Here is a 17,234-nt window from a genome sequence, read left to right as displayed (position 1 = left end):
TCTGACGTTGTTCGTGCATCGAGCCGCTCGGACACGCTCAGCCTTTGTTTACGGGGGATTCTGCGTCCCGGGCGCATGGCCTGCGTCGCATATTTCATACAATCTATGTTGCAGTTTATTACATTGGCTTTACATCAAGCCGCCCTTCGATAAAAATTCCCATTCGAACGCGCCGCTTGCGCGCGAGAAGGGGTTCGCTGAAGTGGAAACACAAACGTCGAAGGGAAGAGTAGTCTGGCTCACCGGCATGTCTGGGGCGGGTAAATCAACAATTGCGCATGCGCTGGTCGAGCGCATTCAATCGCTCGGCCTGCGCGCGACTATATTGGATGGAGATGCCCTGCGCACCGGACTCAATTCAGATCTTGGGTTTAGCGAAGCCGAACGCACTGAGAATCTCAGGCGGGTAGCGCATGTGGCAGCGCTCTTCTGCAAGGAAGGTTTCATCGCTGTGGCCGCGACGATTTCTCCTGAAGTGGCGCACCGCGAGAACGCGCGGCGCATCGTGGGACGCGAATCGTTCCTGGAAGTGTTCGTCGACACGCCTCTGTACGTTTGTGAAGAACGTGACCCTAAGGGCCTCTACAGGCGTGCTCGACGCGGCGAGATTCCCCAATTCACAGGCATCGGCTCGCCATACGAGGCGCCAACACACCCCGATCTCGTTCTGCAGACCGAGCATGCGCCCGTGAATTACTGTGTCGACAAGATCATCGATCACCTTACCTTAAACGCGTGCGTCATCTCGGAGTTGAAAAAGAAGGAGCAGCTTCCGATTTGAGCAGCGCGTATTATTGAACAACCTCCGATAACAATAGGGCACATTTCAATGTGCTGCCTGGGTGCGCAGCGCGCCCGAAATTTTCCGGGTCATGTACCCTCAGTTCGCGACGCTTCGCAATCCCGGCTTTGCCGGCGAGCGATATTCCGGGATCCACTGCCGCAAGTCGCGCCTCACTTCGTCGTCACTGGGAATTTTGCGCTGCATCAGCCACGGCAGAAGGTGATCGAGGAGCGTGTCCGGCACCTCACGCGCGCGCGCGATCCGTAACTTCGGAAACGGCGTACGTGTCGTGGTTTCGTCGTCCGCAAGCAGTTCCTCGTAGAGTTTTTCCCCCGGACGCAGGCCAGTAAATTCGATCTTGATCTGTTCCTCGCTCAGACCAGAAAGGCGGATGAGATCGCGCGCGAGATCGGCGATCTTCACCGGTTGCCCCATGTCGAGTACGAAGATTTCGCCTCCATGTCCCATGCTCGAAGCCTGCAGGACGAGCAGGCACGCTTCCGGAATGGTCATGAAAAATCGAGTGATTTCCGGATGCGTCACCGTGACAGGGCCACCATGCGCGATCTGCGCCTGAAATTTCGGAATCACGCTGCCCGCGCTGCCGAGCACGTTGCCGAAACGGACCGTTTCGAACTGCGTATGTCTCGTTTCACACTGTAGCGCGCTGCAAACCATTTCCCCGAGGCGCTTGCTCGCGCCCATCACATTGGTAGGATTGACGGCCTTGTCAGTCGAAATGAGTACGAAGCGGCCGACTTCGTGACGTATCGCCGCGCGCGCAACGCTATAGGTGCCGAGAACATTGTTGCGCACCGCCTGCCAAGCATTCGCTTGCTCCATGAGCGGAACATGCTTGTATGCCGCAGCGTGGAAAACGATGTACGGTCGATACCGCCCAAACAACAGGTCGAGCAGCAACGAATCCTTTACGTCGCCAACAAGCGGGACGATTTCAACTTCAGGAAACTTGACGCGCAGCTCTTCTTCGAGCTTGTAGATCGCGAACTCAGAGATGTCGAGCGCGACGAGCTGTGCGGGCGCGTATTGCAAAATCTGTCGGCACAGTTCCGCCCCGATCGAACCGCCCGCGCCGGTCACCAGCACGACATGCCCTCCGAGCAGCTCCGAAACGTGCGCGGTATCGATGCTCACAGGGTCACGTCCGAGCAGGTCCTCGAGGTCGATCTGCCGGACCTGCGAGAGCATGGTCTGGCCGTCCTTGAGTGGCGTGAGCGCCGGGAGCACCATGGCATGCACCCCGGCGCGCACACACATCGTGGCAATGCGCCGGTGCGCGGCCACCGGCGCGGACGGCATCGCAATGATGACGTGCTCGACACGCAGGTCAGCGGTGATTTGGTGCAAGGCACTAATGGGCCCCAGCACGCGATAGCCGTAGATCTCGCGACCGACCTTCAGCGGATCGTCGTCAAGCAGCCCCATCAGCCTCCATTGCCCCGAACGCTTGAGTTCGCGCACCAAGTTGGCAGCGGCGTTACCCGCACCCAGCACTACCACCGGCTTACCTTGGCCGACTAGGCCACCGTATAAATAGAACTCTTTGGTCGCGCGGTAGATGGCACGCGCGCCGCCCATCGTGAGAAATAGCAGCAGTGGTGAGACTAAGAGTACCGACCGTGGGATAACCGGCGCCGGTCGCACAAGCGCCGAGCCAATCATGACCAGGATTGCGCCGGCAAAAACTGCCTTTGCAATACGCAGCAAATCCGGAAGGCTCGCGAAAACCCACATGCCGCGATAGAGCCCATAAAACCGGAACATGCAGCCATACACAACGATTACCCACATGAGCGCTGTCAGCCCGCCTTTCCAGAAGCCGACTGGAACCGGGCCGTTAAAGCGAATGATATAGGCGAACATCCAGGCAACGGCGACGGCAAGCAGATCGAAGCCGAATGCGCCCAGAGAAAGCCAATGAGCTCTCTGTTTGATCATTTGCGAATCACCTTAGCGTTATCCATGCGACCCTGATATTGTTGCCAGCGCCGGTCTATGCACACGCCTGCGAATAAAAGTATGACGCTCCATGCGCCAGCCACGACCCACTGCATCACGGGCTTCAATCCAAGCGCAAATGTAGCAATCACCACTCCCACGGCCATGACGAGATACCATGCTCTCGCGGTAGCCGCGTGCCCCATCCCCAATCTAACCATGCGCTGATAGTAATGTTCCTTGTGGGGCAACCATACCTTCTCGCGGCGCAATACGCGCTTGACCAGCGTCACACTAGCGTCAGCAATGAAAGGCAGAAAAATCAGGGCCGGAAACCAGATCGGCCACACCGATTTCATCCATCCCCAATAGCCAAGTGCGCCAGCCAAGAAACCGAGTGGAATTGAGCCCGCATCGCCCAGAAAGACCCGGGCAGGATGAAAATTCAAAAATAAAAAGCCCGCGGCAGCGGCAGCGACAGCGGTTGCGGCCAGTGCAAGTTGAGTGTCAGGGTGCGGCCCAAAGCCCGCTGCGAGCGCATAGCCGCTGAAGCCGAACAATGCCATGCCGCCTGCTAGCCCATCAGAGCCATCCATGAAATTGTACAAGTTCACGAGCCAGACCAGCAAAATTCCCAGCACGAAGAGCACCCAGACAGGCACCGCACCCGGCGTAGCGGCAACGAACACAGTGGCAGCGGCGATGTGGGCCGCGAAACGGACCCGGGCGGGCAGCCCCCGGCGGTCGTCGATCTGCGAGAGAACCGCAAGTGCGAGTGCAAGCACGGCTGCAAGCCAGAGCCCCGGTGCAACGATCCAGATCGACACACAAACGACGGGAACAATGGCCCAGCCACCCACCCGCGGCACCGGCTTCGAATGAAGCGAGCGATCGTTCGGGATATCGGTGGCGAGACGCCACGCGAGTCCGGTCGCAAGGAGGAAACGCAGGATCGCGACGCTCGCTACCAGTCCTGCGACTGCAACAATGATGAAAATCCAGCGCGGGTCCATATTCTGCATCGACTTTTAGCGTTGACTTGCGCGGTACCAATCCGCAGTCGCGCGCAGGCCATCATCGGCCGAAAGCGGTGGCGTCCAGCCCAGCGTGTCTCTGATGTGATGGATATCGACGCGCAGGCTTTCGACAAGCCGGCTCACCTGTTCTGTACGGCCAGTCAAGCGCCCGACTGCCCGTAGCCACGGCACAGGCACGGGCACCAGGCGGCAGCTTACTTGCAAATGGTGCGCGATCGTCCGAGCAAGTTCCGGCACGCTCAAATCGACACCATCGCTTACATGAAACGTCTGCCCCGCCGCTTCAGGGCGGGTGGCGCAATGCACCAGCGCATCGACCAAATTATCGACGAAGACGAGACTGCGCCGTGCATACACGGCGCCAAGCGGCAGTGGTAGCCCGCGATCCAGCGCGCTCATCAGCGAGAGGAAATTCGCCCGGACCCCGGGACCGTACACCAGCGGGGGGCGCACAATCACCACCTGCATGCCATGCGCAGCGCCAAATTCGCGCAATGCCTGCTCCGCCTCGAGTTTGGACACGCCGTACGGATCGCGAGGCTGCGGCACGTCGGATTCCCTCAACGGCGTGCCGCCGTCCTGTTCCCCCACCGCCTTGATGCTGCTCACAAACACGAAGCGCCGCACACCGGCGCGGACCGCTGCCTCAGCAACGCGCAACGTACCGGCAACATTCGTTTGACGGAACGCATCGAGAGCATCGGCGGCATGGTCGTTGAGCATATGAACCCGCGCCGCCAGATGCACGACACAGTCGGGACGCAGGTCCGCCGGCCATGCCGCCTCTATACCTGCGAAATTATCGGCGACACGGACATACCGGCTCTGTGCCGCGGCATCGCCGGGCGCACCGCGGATCACGCAGCAGACGTCGTCGCCCCCGCGTGCGACGCGTTCGGCAAGCGCCCGTCCGACAAAACCGTTCGCACCAGTAAGCAGGAACTGGATCATCGCGACACCGCCCTCCCTGCCGTATGCATCACGTCGCGGTATAGCTGACTATACGCTCGGCCCAGCGCTTCGCCCGAGAACAGCAGTTCGTAGCGGGCGCGTGCCGCCCGCCCCATGGCGTCAGCCTGTGCGTCGTCGCAAGCAAGCGTTTCAATCGCAGCCGCCAGCGCGTCGGGCGCCTCAGGCGGTACGACCCATCCCGTCACCCCGTCTTCGTTGACGAAAGAAGTACCTGTGCCGATCTCGCACGACACCATCGGCTTGCCGTACATCGCTGCCTCGACGAGCACCATGCCGAACGCTTCGGAGCGCAGATGAGAGGACAGCACAAGTCCGCGGCAGCATGACAGCAGCACGCGCTTTTCTTCATCGTCGACTTGGCCCGCGAAGATGACGTTGGCAGCGCCCACGCGTGTCTTCAGTTCCTGCAAGCGCTCCATTTCCGGGCCGGAACCCGCGATCACAAAATCGGCGTCGACGTGTCGGGCGGCCTCAATGAGCGTATGGAGTCCTTTGTAGTAGCGCAGCACACCCAGCGAAAGAAACATGGGCCGCCGGCCGATCCCAAAGCGAGCAAGCAACCGCTCGCCCTCGGGCATCGGCATGTCGGCGTAGTCGGCGATGCCCAGCGGAATGGCGTGGAGTCGCTCCGGTGCGACTGCGCCGGTCAACACAGGACTCGTGCGCGCATACGCGGGGGAAGTCGCGACTACCGCCGACATCGAGCGCAGCGTGCGTCGCATGAGCGGCCCGTATATTGCACCGAGCGCGCGCTGACGCACGATGTCCGAATGATAAGTCATGACTGCGGGCTTGGTCCTCGCACCGAAGAGCGAGAGCACGTCTCCGAACGGCCAAGGAAAATGAAAATGCACGATGTCGGCCCACTCCGACAACTCACGAAAGCGGCGCAATGCCGCCGGCCCGCCGAGATCGCACGAAGCCGGCGCGGCCCACGAGCGGCAGCGGATCACGCGCCCTTCCTCACGTTGCAGTTCGGCGGGATGCGGGTCGGGCGACAACGTGAAAATCGTCGACTCGACGTCAAAGCGCGAGCAACCCAGCGCAATTTGCCGGATCGCCTCCTGCAGACCGCCCGGCGGGTCCGGAAAGTAGGTTCGATATATGTGCAGCGCCCGCAGTTGTGCCGCCGCGGGCCGCGTCGCTGGAAGGTCGCGCAGCGGCGTGTCTGGCGCAGAAAGATTGGTCACGCTAAAAATCCCTGTTGCTACACCATGTGTGCGGCAGCCTGCGCCGCGCACACGTCGTCATGCAGAATCGCCCATTGCGCGCCTGAGCACTTCGGCGCTCCTGGACACGTGATGATGCTTCATGACATCGTCGAACGCGTCACGCCGGATACGCTGGCGTAACGTCGCATCACCAGCGATGGTCTCGAGCGCGTCCACCCAAGCATGGAAGTCGTTTTCAACGAGGATGCCGGTCTTGCCGTCGGCCACACTGCCCGTGTAAATGCTGGCGCTCGAATAGATACCGGGAACCTGCGCGGCGCCATAGTTCAGATACTTGAACGGATTCTTGCAAGCATTGAATTCGGCGGCTTCCGCGTCCTCGTCGCCTCCTAGCGGTGTGATGGCGAACTGGTAGCTGCCCGAAACCAGCGCACGCATGTAGTCGGTATAAGGCATGCGATTGGTGAAATGCAGGAACGGCAACGAGAACATTTCGGGGAACGGATCACCGTAAAAGTCGAGCACGTAATCCGGATGACGCAGGAAGAACACTTGCAACGCGGTCAGCAGCATATCCTTCGCAGTCTGCATCTTGAGGAAATCCGCATTCGTGAAAACGATGCGCGGCGGCAATGCCTCGTGACCTGCACCGCTACCCGGGAGCACGTAACGCTCCACCCACATGCCATTCGGCACGAGCAGGGGCTCCGGCACGAAGGCGCGCACTTTGCGTTCGAGCGTTTCGTTCGCAACCGTCACGACATTCGACAGCGAGATCAGTTCGTGGATCAACTCCAGCTTGTTGCGGTGCGCTGCGCCGCCACTGTACTTGGGGAACGAGAAAATCCAGTCGTCGATGTCGTAAATCACGCGCACGCCGCGCGCGCGAGCGCGGCGGACCAATTCGAGCGCATTCGGCGAACTATGCTTGCTGAGAATCAGAACGTCCGCCCATTCCACGCCGGCGGCCGCGCACTCGTCGTTCTCGGAAATTGCCGTGAACGTCAGCGCGCCGATCGATTCCATGTAGCCGAGCACCTCGGTGATGCGCGCAGCTACAGACAGCGACGGTACACCGAGTGCCACATGCGACTCGCGCTGCAGCGCCAACACCTTTTTCATGGCGCCTCCCGTTGTGCCGCAACACGCAGCGCCGATGCCAGATTCTCGCCTGGACCCATCGAGAAACCGAGCAGGCGAGCCGACTCACGGCCGGCCTTGCAGTCGACTTCGATCACCGAAACGCTGCCGTTGGCTGGCAGAAAAGCCGGAAAGCGTTCCATGCCGACGCCGAGCACGGCCTGGAGCAGGCACGAAATCGGCCCCGAATGGGCGACCACCATGACGCATTCGCACGGTTCCCCGCGCACTTCTCGCCACCAGTCCAGCACTCGCGCGTTGAGCTGCAGGTGCGATTCGCCGCCCGGATAGGCTTGCTGCGCATCGGTGTAAAAGTCCGGCTGCTCCGCTACAAAACGCGCGAGCGGCCATTCGGCGACGTCTCCCGCGTCGGTTTCTCCAAGGCGCCGGTCGACTCGCCAGTCCGCCGCCGGCAAGATACGCTGCGCTGTCTGCTGTGCGCGTTGCCAATGGCTTACATAGCACCGGTCGACCACGACGTCTTGCTCCGCGAGCCATGCCGCGAGCTTAACCGCCTGCTCCACGCCCGCTTCCGTGAGCAGGTCCACCGGTGTCCCGGTTACAAGGCCTGCGTCATTGGCTTGAGACCGGCCATGACGCACCAGATAGAAAATCATCGGGCAACGCCTCGCAGGATGTCGATCAACGGATCAATCGCTTCGGGCAAGCAGAAGCGTCGCAACTCGTCTGCCAGAATGCGTTGGCCTGCGGACTGTGCGAGCACGTCATCCACGCCACGTGCGATGTCCGCCTCGTCAGTCGGATCCGCATAAACAGCGCGGTCGCCGAAATGCTCGCGCGACCAGTCCGAGTCGCTCAACAAGAGACGGCAACCCGACAACCCGGCTTCGATGGCCGACAAGCCCGGCGGCTCATGCGAGACCTCGATATAGAAAAGCGCTTCTTGCAACGCCGCGCGCACGATTTCGGACTTCTGCGGCAGGCCCTTGAGGAACAGCACGTTCTCGCCCGCCGCTTCGCGGCACGCCTTGAAATACGCATCTTCCCGGCTGCGCCCGACGAACACACAAGGGATCCCCTTCTCGCGCAAAACGCGGCAGGCCGCGAGCTGATTTTTGTTGGGCTCGATGACACCGAACCACAGTGCGTAGTTCTCGATCCCGTACAGGCTCTTGAAGAGCCCGTGCGGCGCGGAACGCAGATAGACCGCGTCGGCACCGAGCGCGACGCGGCGCGCCTTCTCATTGGGCAAGCTAAAGCGCTTGCGGAAGTGCTGCTCTTCAGACGCAGACTTGAAGATCACTGCATCGGCAAGTTCGACGTGCGCGTTGACGAGCGAAGGCGGCACCTCCGCCGGATTGCGTACCCACAGATTCGGCCAGAGCGCGATGGGTTTGCCACCCGCCTTGACCTCCCTCAGTAACTCGAGTCCGCCGCCATGGACGGAAAAATGCAGCACGACGTCGTAATCCTCGAGCGAACGCGAGTATGGCCCGTAGATGTCGACGATCATGCCGCGCTGCTTCAGGCTGTCGGCAATCGAGTAAATTTCATACTCGCCCCCACCTCTCACAAAAAAGGCCTGGTGATAAGTTGTAATCAGAACGCGGGGACTTGACACGTCTCTATATCCAGCAAGTTAAATTGGTGAATTTTATTGGGCGGCGCAAAAAATCTTCCGCAGCGCCTCGTCGCTGGTCTGCTCTAGCAGTTCGGCCGCGCGGCGCTTGCCCGCGGCATCGAGCCGCTCCTTGATGGCACGGTCCTGCGCCATCGCGCGCAGCGCCAGCGCCGCCTCGTCGAGCGCCGTGAATTCCACCGCACAGCCTGCCGCAACCTCACTCGCCGCCGTGCCGGTTCGCACGAAGCACGGTAGCCCCAGATGCATGGCCTCGAGGACCGGCACGCAGAAACCTTCGTGCTGGCTCACGGTTAGCAATGCGTCGGCAGTGTTGAACTCGGCGAACAGCGAATCATCATCCAGCACGCCGGCAAGCTCGACTCGTTCGCCGACACCGAGCTCGCGTGCGCGCTCCAGCAGAAAGTGGGCGTAGGTGCCATTGGGCGTCGTACCGACGATGCGCAGATACGCCTCCACACCCTCGCCGCAGGCGCGGGCGACGATGTCGATCGCGTCCTCGACCCGCTTGTGCGGCACGACACGCCCAACCGTGAGCAGACGCAGGTCATCTTGCGATGCGGCGGCGGCACGGTTGCCCGGGCGCGAGAAGACGGGCATGTCGGGGCACACCGGTGGCAGGATGCCGATCTGCTCGAGCTGCACCACGCCTGCCAGCGAGCGCGCGGTGAACCGCGAATTCGCCATGATGCGCTCGAAGCGCGCGAGTTGGGGAAATTGCTCGACCGAGCGTGCGCAAAGATCGGCGGTTACCGGCTCGAATTCGCGAAGGAGCTCAGGCGAAGTCACACCATGAAAATAGCAAAGTTTGCGCCCCGGAAGCGCCAGCAGGCGCTCCAGCAGCGGATCGTGAATCGAGTAGCTCACCCAGAGCGTATCGTCTGGCCGGACCTCGTCAAACATCGTTTCGATCGGCTGCACGTCTCCGGCAAAGCGCTGCGCGTATGCCCGTGCATCCCATCCGAGCCGCCGCGCCGCACGTGCAATCCCGAGGCAGTGATTGCCAACGGCATCGCCAGGGAAGATATCGGGGGCAGCAATGAAGAGTCGCATTTCTAGTCCTTACAGGCTCTGATCAAGCGCACGCAGTCGTTCGACATAGCGGCGCCCCACGTTGGCGGGCGCATAGCGCTCGCGCACGAATGCCTGGCCGGCGCGCGCGCGCGCCTCGCGTTGTGCAGGTGCCTCGAAGACCTGCCGCATCCTTTGCGCCGCTTCGTCCACATCGGCGTCCCACCAGTGCTGGCCCTCGGCGAAACTGTATTCACCCGGGCGCACGGGGATCGTCGTGCCGCCAACCATCCATGCCGTGCTGTCGCTGGTGAAATCCGTATTGCCCGAAAACGCCGATACGACGACCGGCTTGCCGAGCCACATTGCCTCAGCGATGTTGCGGCCAAAGCCCTCCGCCCGATGCAGCGACACGAAGCAGTCCGCCAGCAGTTGCAGCGCGATGACCTGCTCGCGCTGCAAGGCGCCCGAGAGAATCGAGATACGTGGATCGCTCGCGGCCAGACGCACAACCTCGTCCCATTCGGCGCTGTGGCCAGTCATGTTCATCGTCTTGACCAGCAGGTGCACGCCGCTCGACGGCTGCGGAAAGGCCTTCTGGAACGCCCGCACCACGGCCAGCGGATTCTTGCGCGCTACGCTCGAATTACCGTCCAGTATATTCAGAAAAACAAACGCGTCGTCCGGGAGCCCGAATTCCGCGCGCGCATAGGATCGCGAAAGCGTTGGCAAATCGACAGTCATCGGCATGACGAACACTGGCTTTTCCGTGGCCCCACGCATCGCGTCTGCGGTATAGGACGTGCTCGACCAGACCTCGTCGACCAGTTCGCACGCAAATTCCATGCCCTTCGGGTACTTCGGCAGTTCCCACTGCCAGCAGCCGATGTTGTAGCGGCCGCCAAGCAATGCGTTGCGCGATGCAGCAAGGAGCCGAATGGTCTCATAGTGCGGCAGGAAGAGTAGATTGGTCCGGTAAACCGGCGATTGCGCCTCGTAAAGGTGGAACGAAAGGTCATCCTGGCGCGCACCGATTCCCAGCGGGATGTGCGGCAGACAGAAGTCATAGTCCGCCTGTTGCAGTGCGAGAGACGCCATACGAACGTCTTCGCCAATCCCCAGTTCGCCACGTGAGAAACCAACGATATTCGCGCCGCCGATCCGCCAGGTGCCGTGCCAAGTTTCAGGGACGTGCACGGGCGGCGTATGTTCGCCGGACAAGTCCGATGGCAGGCCAATTTCCTTGTAACCACACTCGTGCAACCACCGGTTGAGTTCGGAGCGACCGTCGGCAGTCTCGATATCGAACGCGTCGTGCAGGTCGCCACGAATCTCCCAAAGCGCTTGCGCGAGCGGATGCAAGGTGCCGTCGTCGCAGTGACGGTCGAGCCCGAGCGTCTCCGGCGTCGACGCAAACGCCGGATGCAGACACCCGGTGACAAACTCCCGGCACCACCACTGCGCCACGGAGCGGCGATGATCCGCGTTCTGCGGGTCGAACGCCTCCGCCGCCTCGTCGTCAATACGCGCGCGATAGAGGCCGCACATCGCCTTCGTCAGCGTTATCCCCACGTCCTGCGGCACACTGGGGTCGACTGCACGATACGCTTCAGCCGGCAACAAGCAGGCCACGAACGGTTCGTCGATGCCAAAGCGGAACCACCATTGGATAAACTGCGAGCGCCCGATCGACGAATTCAGGTCCAGGCTATCGCGCAGATCCTCACGCGAATCGTGCAATGCCACCAGCCCGCGGGTGATCGGCAGGAGGCCGTCCTGGACAACGCCCGGCGCCAGTTCCACAAGCGCCTCCTGATTGCTGAGCCGCACCAGATGCGAATCCGAGAGCGCAACCTGCATCCACCAGCGCACGAATGCGCGGCGTCCTTCGTGCTTGCCGAGATCCATGGCCTCCCGCAGATCGTCGCGCGACTGATGCAAGGCACGCATGCCTATGGTAATCGGCAGCTTCGCGTCCTGGACAACATTATGGTCGACGCGCATATAGGCATCGGGCGACATAAAATCTGCCATCGTCGGAGCTTCGCTCCCTTCCGTCATCCACCACGTCACGAGTCCGCGACGCCCCTCGACAGTGTCGAGATCGAACTGCGCAAGATCGTCACGCATACTAAGTGCGTGCAAGCTGCGCGTAACTGGCACGCCGACATCCTGCGTCACGTCCGGATCGACTTCGGCGTACACGTCGTGCGGCATGAACAGAGCAAACGACGGATCATGGCGCCCTTCCATCATCCACCATAGGATCAGGTGCTGCCGACCCTCGCGTGTTGAGAGATCCAGCACTGCCAGATCAGAGCGCGCCGCCTGCAGAGCGTGCAAGCCGCGCGTGACAGGTACACCAACGTCCTGCGTCACGTCCGGATCGACCTCGGCGTACACGTCGTGCGCCATGAACGCAGCGAACGACGGATCATGGCGCCCCACCGTCATCCACCATCGGATCAGGTGCTGCCGACCTTCGTGCGTTGCGAGATCCAGCACAGCCAGGTCAGAACGCGCCGCCTGCAAGGCGTGCAAGCCGCGCGTGACAGGTACACCAACGTCCTGCGTCACGTCCGGATCGACCTCGGCGTACAAATCCTGCGGCATCAACGACACGAACGAGGGATCGTGGCGCCCGATAGTCAGCCACCATTGGAGCAGTTGCAGCCGGCCGGCGCGCGTGGCGGGATCAAGCGGGGCAAAGTCGGGACGGGCTGTCTGCAAGGCGTGCAGGCCGCGCGTGATCGGCAGCGGCACGTCCTGAATCACGCCTGGGTCCGGCGCGCCATAGGACGACTCCGGCATGAAGTCCGACACTGCGGGATCGAGCCTGCCGGAATCCATCCACCAGGCAATCAGCTTTTGGCGCCCGCTGCGCGTCGTCAGATCGATTGCTGCCAGGTCGGAGCGCGCCTCATGCAGCGCGAGCAAGCCGCAGGTGATCGGCAGCGCTGCATCCTGCTCAAGCTGGTTCGACGTGTGCACATAGCACTGCGCTGACAGAAAACAACTTAACTTCGGATCGAGCATGCCATCGAGCATCCACCAGGCGAGCAAAGCCCGCCGTCCCGCCGGCGTGGTGAGATCAATGGACGCGCGCAGGTCCGGACGCGCGTCGGCGAGCGCACTCATACCCCGCGTAATCGGCAGTGGCGTGTCATGGGGCAGTGCAGGATCGACCTCACGGCACGCATCAAGGCTTACGAATCCGGCATAGCGTGCATCCAGGCTCCCCGCCTGAAGCCACCAGCGCAACGCATCGCGCCGCCCCTCCGTAGTCTGCATGTCGAACGACTCGCGCAGGTCGTCGCGTGCGAGCCAAGTGGCGTGCAATCCGCGCGAGACAGGCAGGATGGCGTCCTGCGGCAATTCGTCATCGGTCTGCGCGAGCCATGCGGTTTGCGCCGCATCGATCGCAATGCCCTGATTCAAATAGATTGCGGCGCAATGCAGCGGCCGTGCGGGGTCGAGATACGACTGCAGCACGCGGTTGCCCAGCCACAGGCCGTCTATGATCGGTGTACGAGCGAAGGGTTTGTCACCTTCGCTCGCGAACATCGCTTCGAAGCTACCGGGACTGCGATGGTCTCGCAGGTCGACTCCCGGCTTGACAATCGGATTGTTGAACAGGAAAACGTTTCGCTCGAGAACCTGGGTCAATTCGTCCGGAATCGCGCGCGCGTCATGGCGCACGCCGCGCGAATGAAGCCACGTGTAGTCGACGATACGCGAACCGCTCTCGCGCAGGCGCATGGAAAGGCTATGCTCGTCGAGAATGGACATAGCCTTCGAATGAAAGCGGCTAAGATTGGCATGGCCCATCTCGAACACCGAATGCCACTGCCCGTGCGGCAGCCCCTCGCCAGTCAACCAGTCGACGAGGTACTGGCGATAGTTCGCGGAAAGCGGTGCGTCGTCGCGAAACGGCGCGGCCACATCAGCAGTGAAGACATCGTCGAAGTCGAGATCGCCCGTGAACGAGCCGAGCGCGCGGATCCGCTGCGGATGGGCCAGCAGGAATTTCGAGCACCCCCAAGTCTGGAAGGTGCGCCCGAGCATGCGTGCCGGCTCCGGATAGGCATCGACGTGCGCCAGCACGACCTGCGGATTGTGCGCCGCGTAGTCGAACATGGTGCGGTTGATGTACGGATAGAACCCGTTGTACTCGTTCTCGTAGGCCGAAGTAACGACATGCACGAGATCGTAGGTGTCGAGCGCGTCGCCCACCTTCGCCAGCGCCGAATTCCAGCCGCTAAACTCGCGCCGCGTGTTGTCCCCGCCGATCAGCATGCCGCGCGAACCCAGCGCCACTTCGCAGTCCAGCGGAAGCGCGGTGTCGATCAAGAATGCGTCGTAATCGAGGCCGTCGATCCGCTTGTACATCTCGCAGAGGCGCTTGAACGCCCCGCGATAGTCTTTGTCACCATAGCGGATGAATAGCGTCAGCACCTTCATTCTTCCAGCTCCACTTCGAAGATGATCTTGTTCTGGTCTGCGTTGGTCCAGCCTACGCGCTCGACATCGAACTGCTCGCTACGATAAAAGAACTCGAGACGATCGAGGCAACGCTCTGTCGCCACGTCGTCGATCAGGCGGCTCGCGAGCGTCAGGATGTCCTGCGCAGCGGCCCGCCATCCATAGGGCTGCGCCGGGGCGAGCGGCTGCGTACGGCGTGCCGTCAAGCGTGCGGCGTCGCCCAGCACCTGAGCAACTGCATTCAGCAACTCGCTTCGCGTCTCGAACGGAACAATGCCCTCGACTGGGCTCACACGCGCGCCGATCTCGTCCAACAGCGTACTGCTACGTGCGATGATCTGCTTGCCGAATGCGAGTGCTTTGAGGATGGGCAGCCCGAAGCCTTCGTAATGCGATGGGAACACGAGGCATGCACAGTCGCGAAAGAGCCTGTCGACGTCTTCATGAGAGAGCATGCCTGAGGGATGCTGCTCGACATTCGGGTATTGCTCGCCGATTTCGCCCAGCACCTTGAAGCGCGTTTCCGGGAAGCTCGCCGCGAGGACGTGCACCACTTCGTACAAGCCCTTGTGGTAATAGTGGTTGCCGACGATCAGCACGTACGGCGCTTGTGCGGGCTGCGACTGCTCGCCCGACTCGGCGACGAAATACTCCGCCGGATCGAGCGAGCACCATGACACCGCGGACGGCACGCTGGCGGCCTGCGGGAAACGTTGCGCAAACGCGCGCTGCGTGTAGCCGCTGTTATAGACAAAGCCATCCGCAGTAGCCGCTGCGGTACGCCACACGCCGTCGATATGCGGCATGCGGATGTAGTGGCAATCCCAGGCGATCGCATCCATGATCAGGTACATGTTGACGAGCGCAAGCCGGGCCTGATCACGCAACTCACTGAAGCTCCACGGCTGCGATAACCGAATGCAGGCATCGAATATCGAGCCGTCGGGCAGTTCGTAGATGAGCCGCTCGCGCATGGCCTGGTCGAGGCCATGGAACTCCGCGGACTTTTGCGCAACCCAGAACGACGGAGCAATGCCAAACATCCCGGCAAGCTCGAGCAAGGGTGGAATGAGCGAGAGAATGTGCTGGGCGGTTCCGTTGAACCCCGGTGCCAGATTGCGAATATCGAAGAGCACGTACCGCAGCGCCTTCGGCTTGAGGCGGTACCACAGCAGCTTCTCGATCACCTGATCCGGCAAGGCCGCGCGGCGCTCTATCGCACGGTACAGATCGCTTGCACGTGCGATGACAGGCGCCGCGGCCGGGCCCTCATACGCGCGGCTCTCCGGCGCGAAAAACAGCGCGCGATGGCTGACCACCGCACTATGGCCGCGCCGGTTCGCACGGATGAAGAGCCGCGCCAGCGCATCGGAGAGGTCGAACGATTCGCCTTCCAGGCGTCCGAATGTATCGAGCACACTCGCCCGCACAAGCACTGGCGCGGCATGCACGATGCCGCCGCCGGCATACTCAGGCAAATGCTCAAGAAACGCGTCAAAATCGCGTGCGCTGCTCACCGGCTCATCGCCAGGCATACGCGGCACGGAAGCCGAACCGCCCGTATTGGTGCGCGGCAAGGCGAACCCGTACAGCGGATCGGCACGCATTGCATCGCGCAGCGCGACCACCGCCGCTTCGTCGAACTCGTATTGCGGTGCGACGAAAAGGATATCGGTGTGGCTCCGAACCAGCGGATACAACGCGCGATTCAGCGCACCGATCCAGCCCCCCCCGTCTTCGACGGCCACGATTTCGACACGCGAAGCATCAAGATCCCGAAGCGTCTGCGCATCCGCTGCGGATGCAACAAAGACGAGGACTCTCGATGCGCTCCCAGCGAGGCGCTTGAGTTGCGCCGACTGCGGCAAACGGCCCTCGTCAGGCGTAAACACGACGGCAAACTCGTTATTCAACATGCGCTTCTTCCGTTTCAAGTATCCGGCAATTGTCGATCGCCCCCGTGAACGACCGGTAGACGTTGCTGGCTTCGAAGTACTCCCCGATGAAGGCATGGGCAGTCCGCTGCAGCGACTCGCGCCGCGCATTGTCGTCGAGGATCGAACAGATCGCACTCGCGAAATCCACAACATTCGTCGCGATCAGCACCGGCACGTCGGCCAATTCGCGCAGGCCGTCGGCCGCAGAGGGCCAGGCAACATGAGCCTTGCCCCATGCGAGCGCCTCGATGGTCTTTATCTTCAGGCCGGTACCGACTCGGCACGGATTGACAACCACCTGTGCCTCCTCGTACTCGCGCTCCAGGCTCTCGACGAAGCCGAGCAGCGACACCGAGGGATCATCACACCATACTTCGCTGCACACCCGGCCGATCACATGCAGATGCGCATCGGGATTGCTGGCCTTGATGAGCGGCCACGTATAGCTGAGGAAGTCCTGCGTGCCGCGAACGTTAAACTCGTTGCCTGAAGCCACGATCAGAACGCGAGCGGGCACCATCCGTGCGGGGTCCGCATGATGGACTTCCAGATCGAAGCTCGTCAAGAGCGCCTCGCGCTCAGGCACGAGGGCCGCGAGTTCGTCCTGTTCGACACGCTGGATCGCCAGAATTGCATCGGCGCGCAGCAAGAGCTTGCGCTCCTGCTCGTCAGTGAGACTCAAGCCATAGTCTTTGATGCCGTATTGCTCGACCGTCGCCTGCTTGCGGCAGAAGAGATCGTGCGCGTCAATCACGCGCAGCGCATCCGCACACTCCGGCAAGGTGAGAAGGCGGCTCATGAAGACATATTGCGCGATCACCACATCGGGACGCACCGCAGCCGCGATCGCCGCCACCTCATCGACGAACCATGCCGGGCAGAACCCGTCCTGGAGTTCAGTGAGCCGCGCGTCCTCAAGATCCGAGTCGATCTGGGCAGCCGTGCGCGCGCTCGCGCCAGCAGGCCGAGGAATGACACGGTTGTCGAAGATGTAGAGATTGTCGACCACGTCACGAAGTCCGGCCACACATTCGTTGGGTACCTCTTCGTCGCCGAGCGGCTTGAGCACGAGCGTCATACCGTAGCCCTGCTTGCGCAGCCAGCGCAGCATCTTGTAGATGCGGATCTCGTTGCCTGCGG

12 protein-coding genes are annotated in these 17,234 nt (G+C 61.8%); 1 reads left to right on the top strand and 11 read right to left on the bottom strand.

Annotated features, from left to right (window positions below; genetic code table 11):
* Positions 1–202: 202 nt before the first annotated feature.
* Complete coding sequence (gene cysC, locus HV773_RS01135) at positions 203–781, top strand: adenylyl-sulfate kinase (RefSeq protein ID WP_246282172.1); 579 nt, start codon at positions 203–205, stop codon at positions 779–781.
* Positions 782–880: 99 nt separating this feature from the next.
* Here the strand turns inward: cysC and HV773_RS01130 are convergent, their stop codons facing one another.
* From HV773_RS01130 to HV773_RS01080, 11 genes are all read right to left on the bottom strand, one after another.
* Positions 881–2,743 (bottom strand): polysaccharide biosynthesis protein, encoded by a 1,863-nt coding sequence (locus HV773_RS01130; protein ID WP_175194110.1) that lies wholly within the window; start codon positions 2,741–2,743, stop codon positions 881–883.
* Positions 2,740–3,765: an MraY family glycosyltransferase gene (locus HV773_RS01125; protein ID WP_175194108.1), complete on the bottom strand. Its 1,026-nt coding sequence runs from the start codon at positions 3,763–3,765 to the stop codon at positions 2,740–2,742. The genes HV773_RS01130 and HV773_RS01125 overlap by 4 nt, the downstream gene beginning before the upstream one ends.
* Before the next feature lie 6 nt (positions 3,766–3,771).
* Positions 3,772–4,731, bottom strand: coding sequence for a UDP-glucose 4-epimerase family protein (locus HV773_RS01120; protein WP_175194106.1), 960 nt, complete (start codon positions 4,729–4,731; stop codon positions 3,772–3,774).
* Positions 4,728–5,873: a glycosyltransferase gene (locus HV773_RS01115; RefSeq protein WP_175194160.1), complete on the bottom strand. Its 1,146-nt coding sequence runs from the start codon at positions 5,871–5,873 to the stop codon at positions 4,728–4,730. The genes HV773_RS01120 and HV773_RS01115 overlap by 4 nt, the downstream gene beginning before the upstream one ends.
* Positions 5,874–5,999: 126 nt before the next feature.
* Positions 6,000–7,046 carry a glycosyltransferase gene (locus HV773_RS01110; protein WP_175194104.1) on the bottom strand — a complete coding sequence of 349 codons (1,047 nt, stop codon included), beginning with the start codon at positions 7,044–7,046 and terminating at the stop codon, positions 6,000–6,002.
* Positions 7,043–7,681 (bottom strand): histidine phosphatase family protein, encoded by a 639-nt coding sequence (locus HV773_RS01105; protein ID WP_175194102.1) that lies wholly within the window; start codon positions 7,679–7,681, stop codon positions 7,043–7,045. Before HV773_RS01105 ends, HV773_RS01110 begins: the two co-directional genes overlap by 4 nt.
* The gene (locus tag HV773_RS01100) at positions 7,678–8,646 is read right to left on the bottom strand and encodes a glycosyltransferase (RefSeq protein WP_246282171.1); all 969 of its coding nucleotides are present in this window, start codon (positions 8,644–8,646) and stop codon (positions 7,678–7,680) included. Before HV773_RS01100 ends, HV773_RS01105 begins: the two co-directional genes overlap by 4 nt.
* Before the next feature lie 33 nt (positions 8,647–8,679).
* On the bottom strand, positions 8,680–9,717 hold the full coding sequence (locus HV773_RS01095; protein WP_175194100.1) for a glycosyltransferase: 1,038 nt from the start codon (positions 9,715–9,717) through the stop codon (positions 8,680–8,682).
* A gap of 9 nt (positions 9,718–9,726) precedes the next feature.
* Positions 9,727–14,136 carry a glycosyltransferase family 4 protein gene (locus HV773_RS01090; protein ID WP_175194098.1) on the bottom strand — a complete coding sequence of 1,470 codons (4,410 nt, stop codon included), beginning with the start codon at positions 14,134–14,136 and terminating at the stop codon, positions 9,727–9,729.
* Positions 14,133–16,073, bottom strand: a complete 1,941-nt coding sequence (locus tag HV773_RS01085) for a glycosyltransferase (protein ID WP_175194096.1) — start codon at positions 16,071–16,073, stop codon at positions 14,133–14,135. The genes HV773_RS01090 and HV773_RS01085 overlap by 4 nt, the downstream gene beginning before the upstream one ends.
* On the bottom strand, positions 16,063–17,205 hold the full coding sequence (locus HV773_RS01080) for a glycosyltransferase (protein WP_246282168.1): 1,143 nt from the start codon (positions 17,203–17,205) through the stop codon (positions 16,063–16,065). The genes HV773_RS01085 and HV773_RS01080 overlap by 11 nt, the downstream gene beginning before the upstream one ends.
* Between the last annotated feature and the right edge of the window lie 29 nt (positions 17,206–17,234).

It is taken from the genome of Paraburkholderia caffeinitolerans, from assembly GCF_902859945.1.
Classification (GTDB): Bacteria; Pseudomonadota; Gammaproteobacteria; order Burkholderiales; family Burkholderiaceae; genus Paraburkholderia; species Paraburkholderia caffeinitolerans.
Note: the sequence above shows the minus strand (reverse complement) of the source record. Positions and strands in the feature narration are given on the sequence as shown.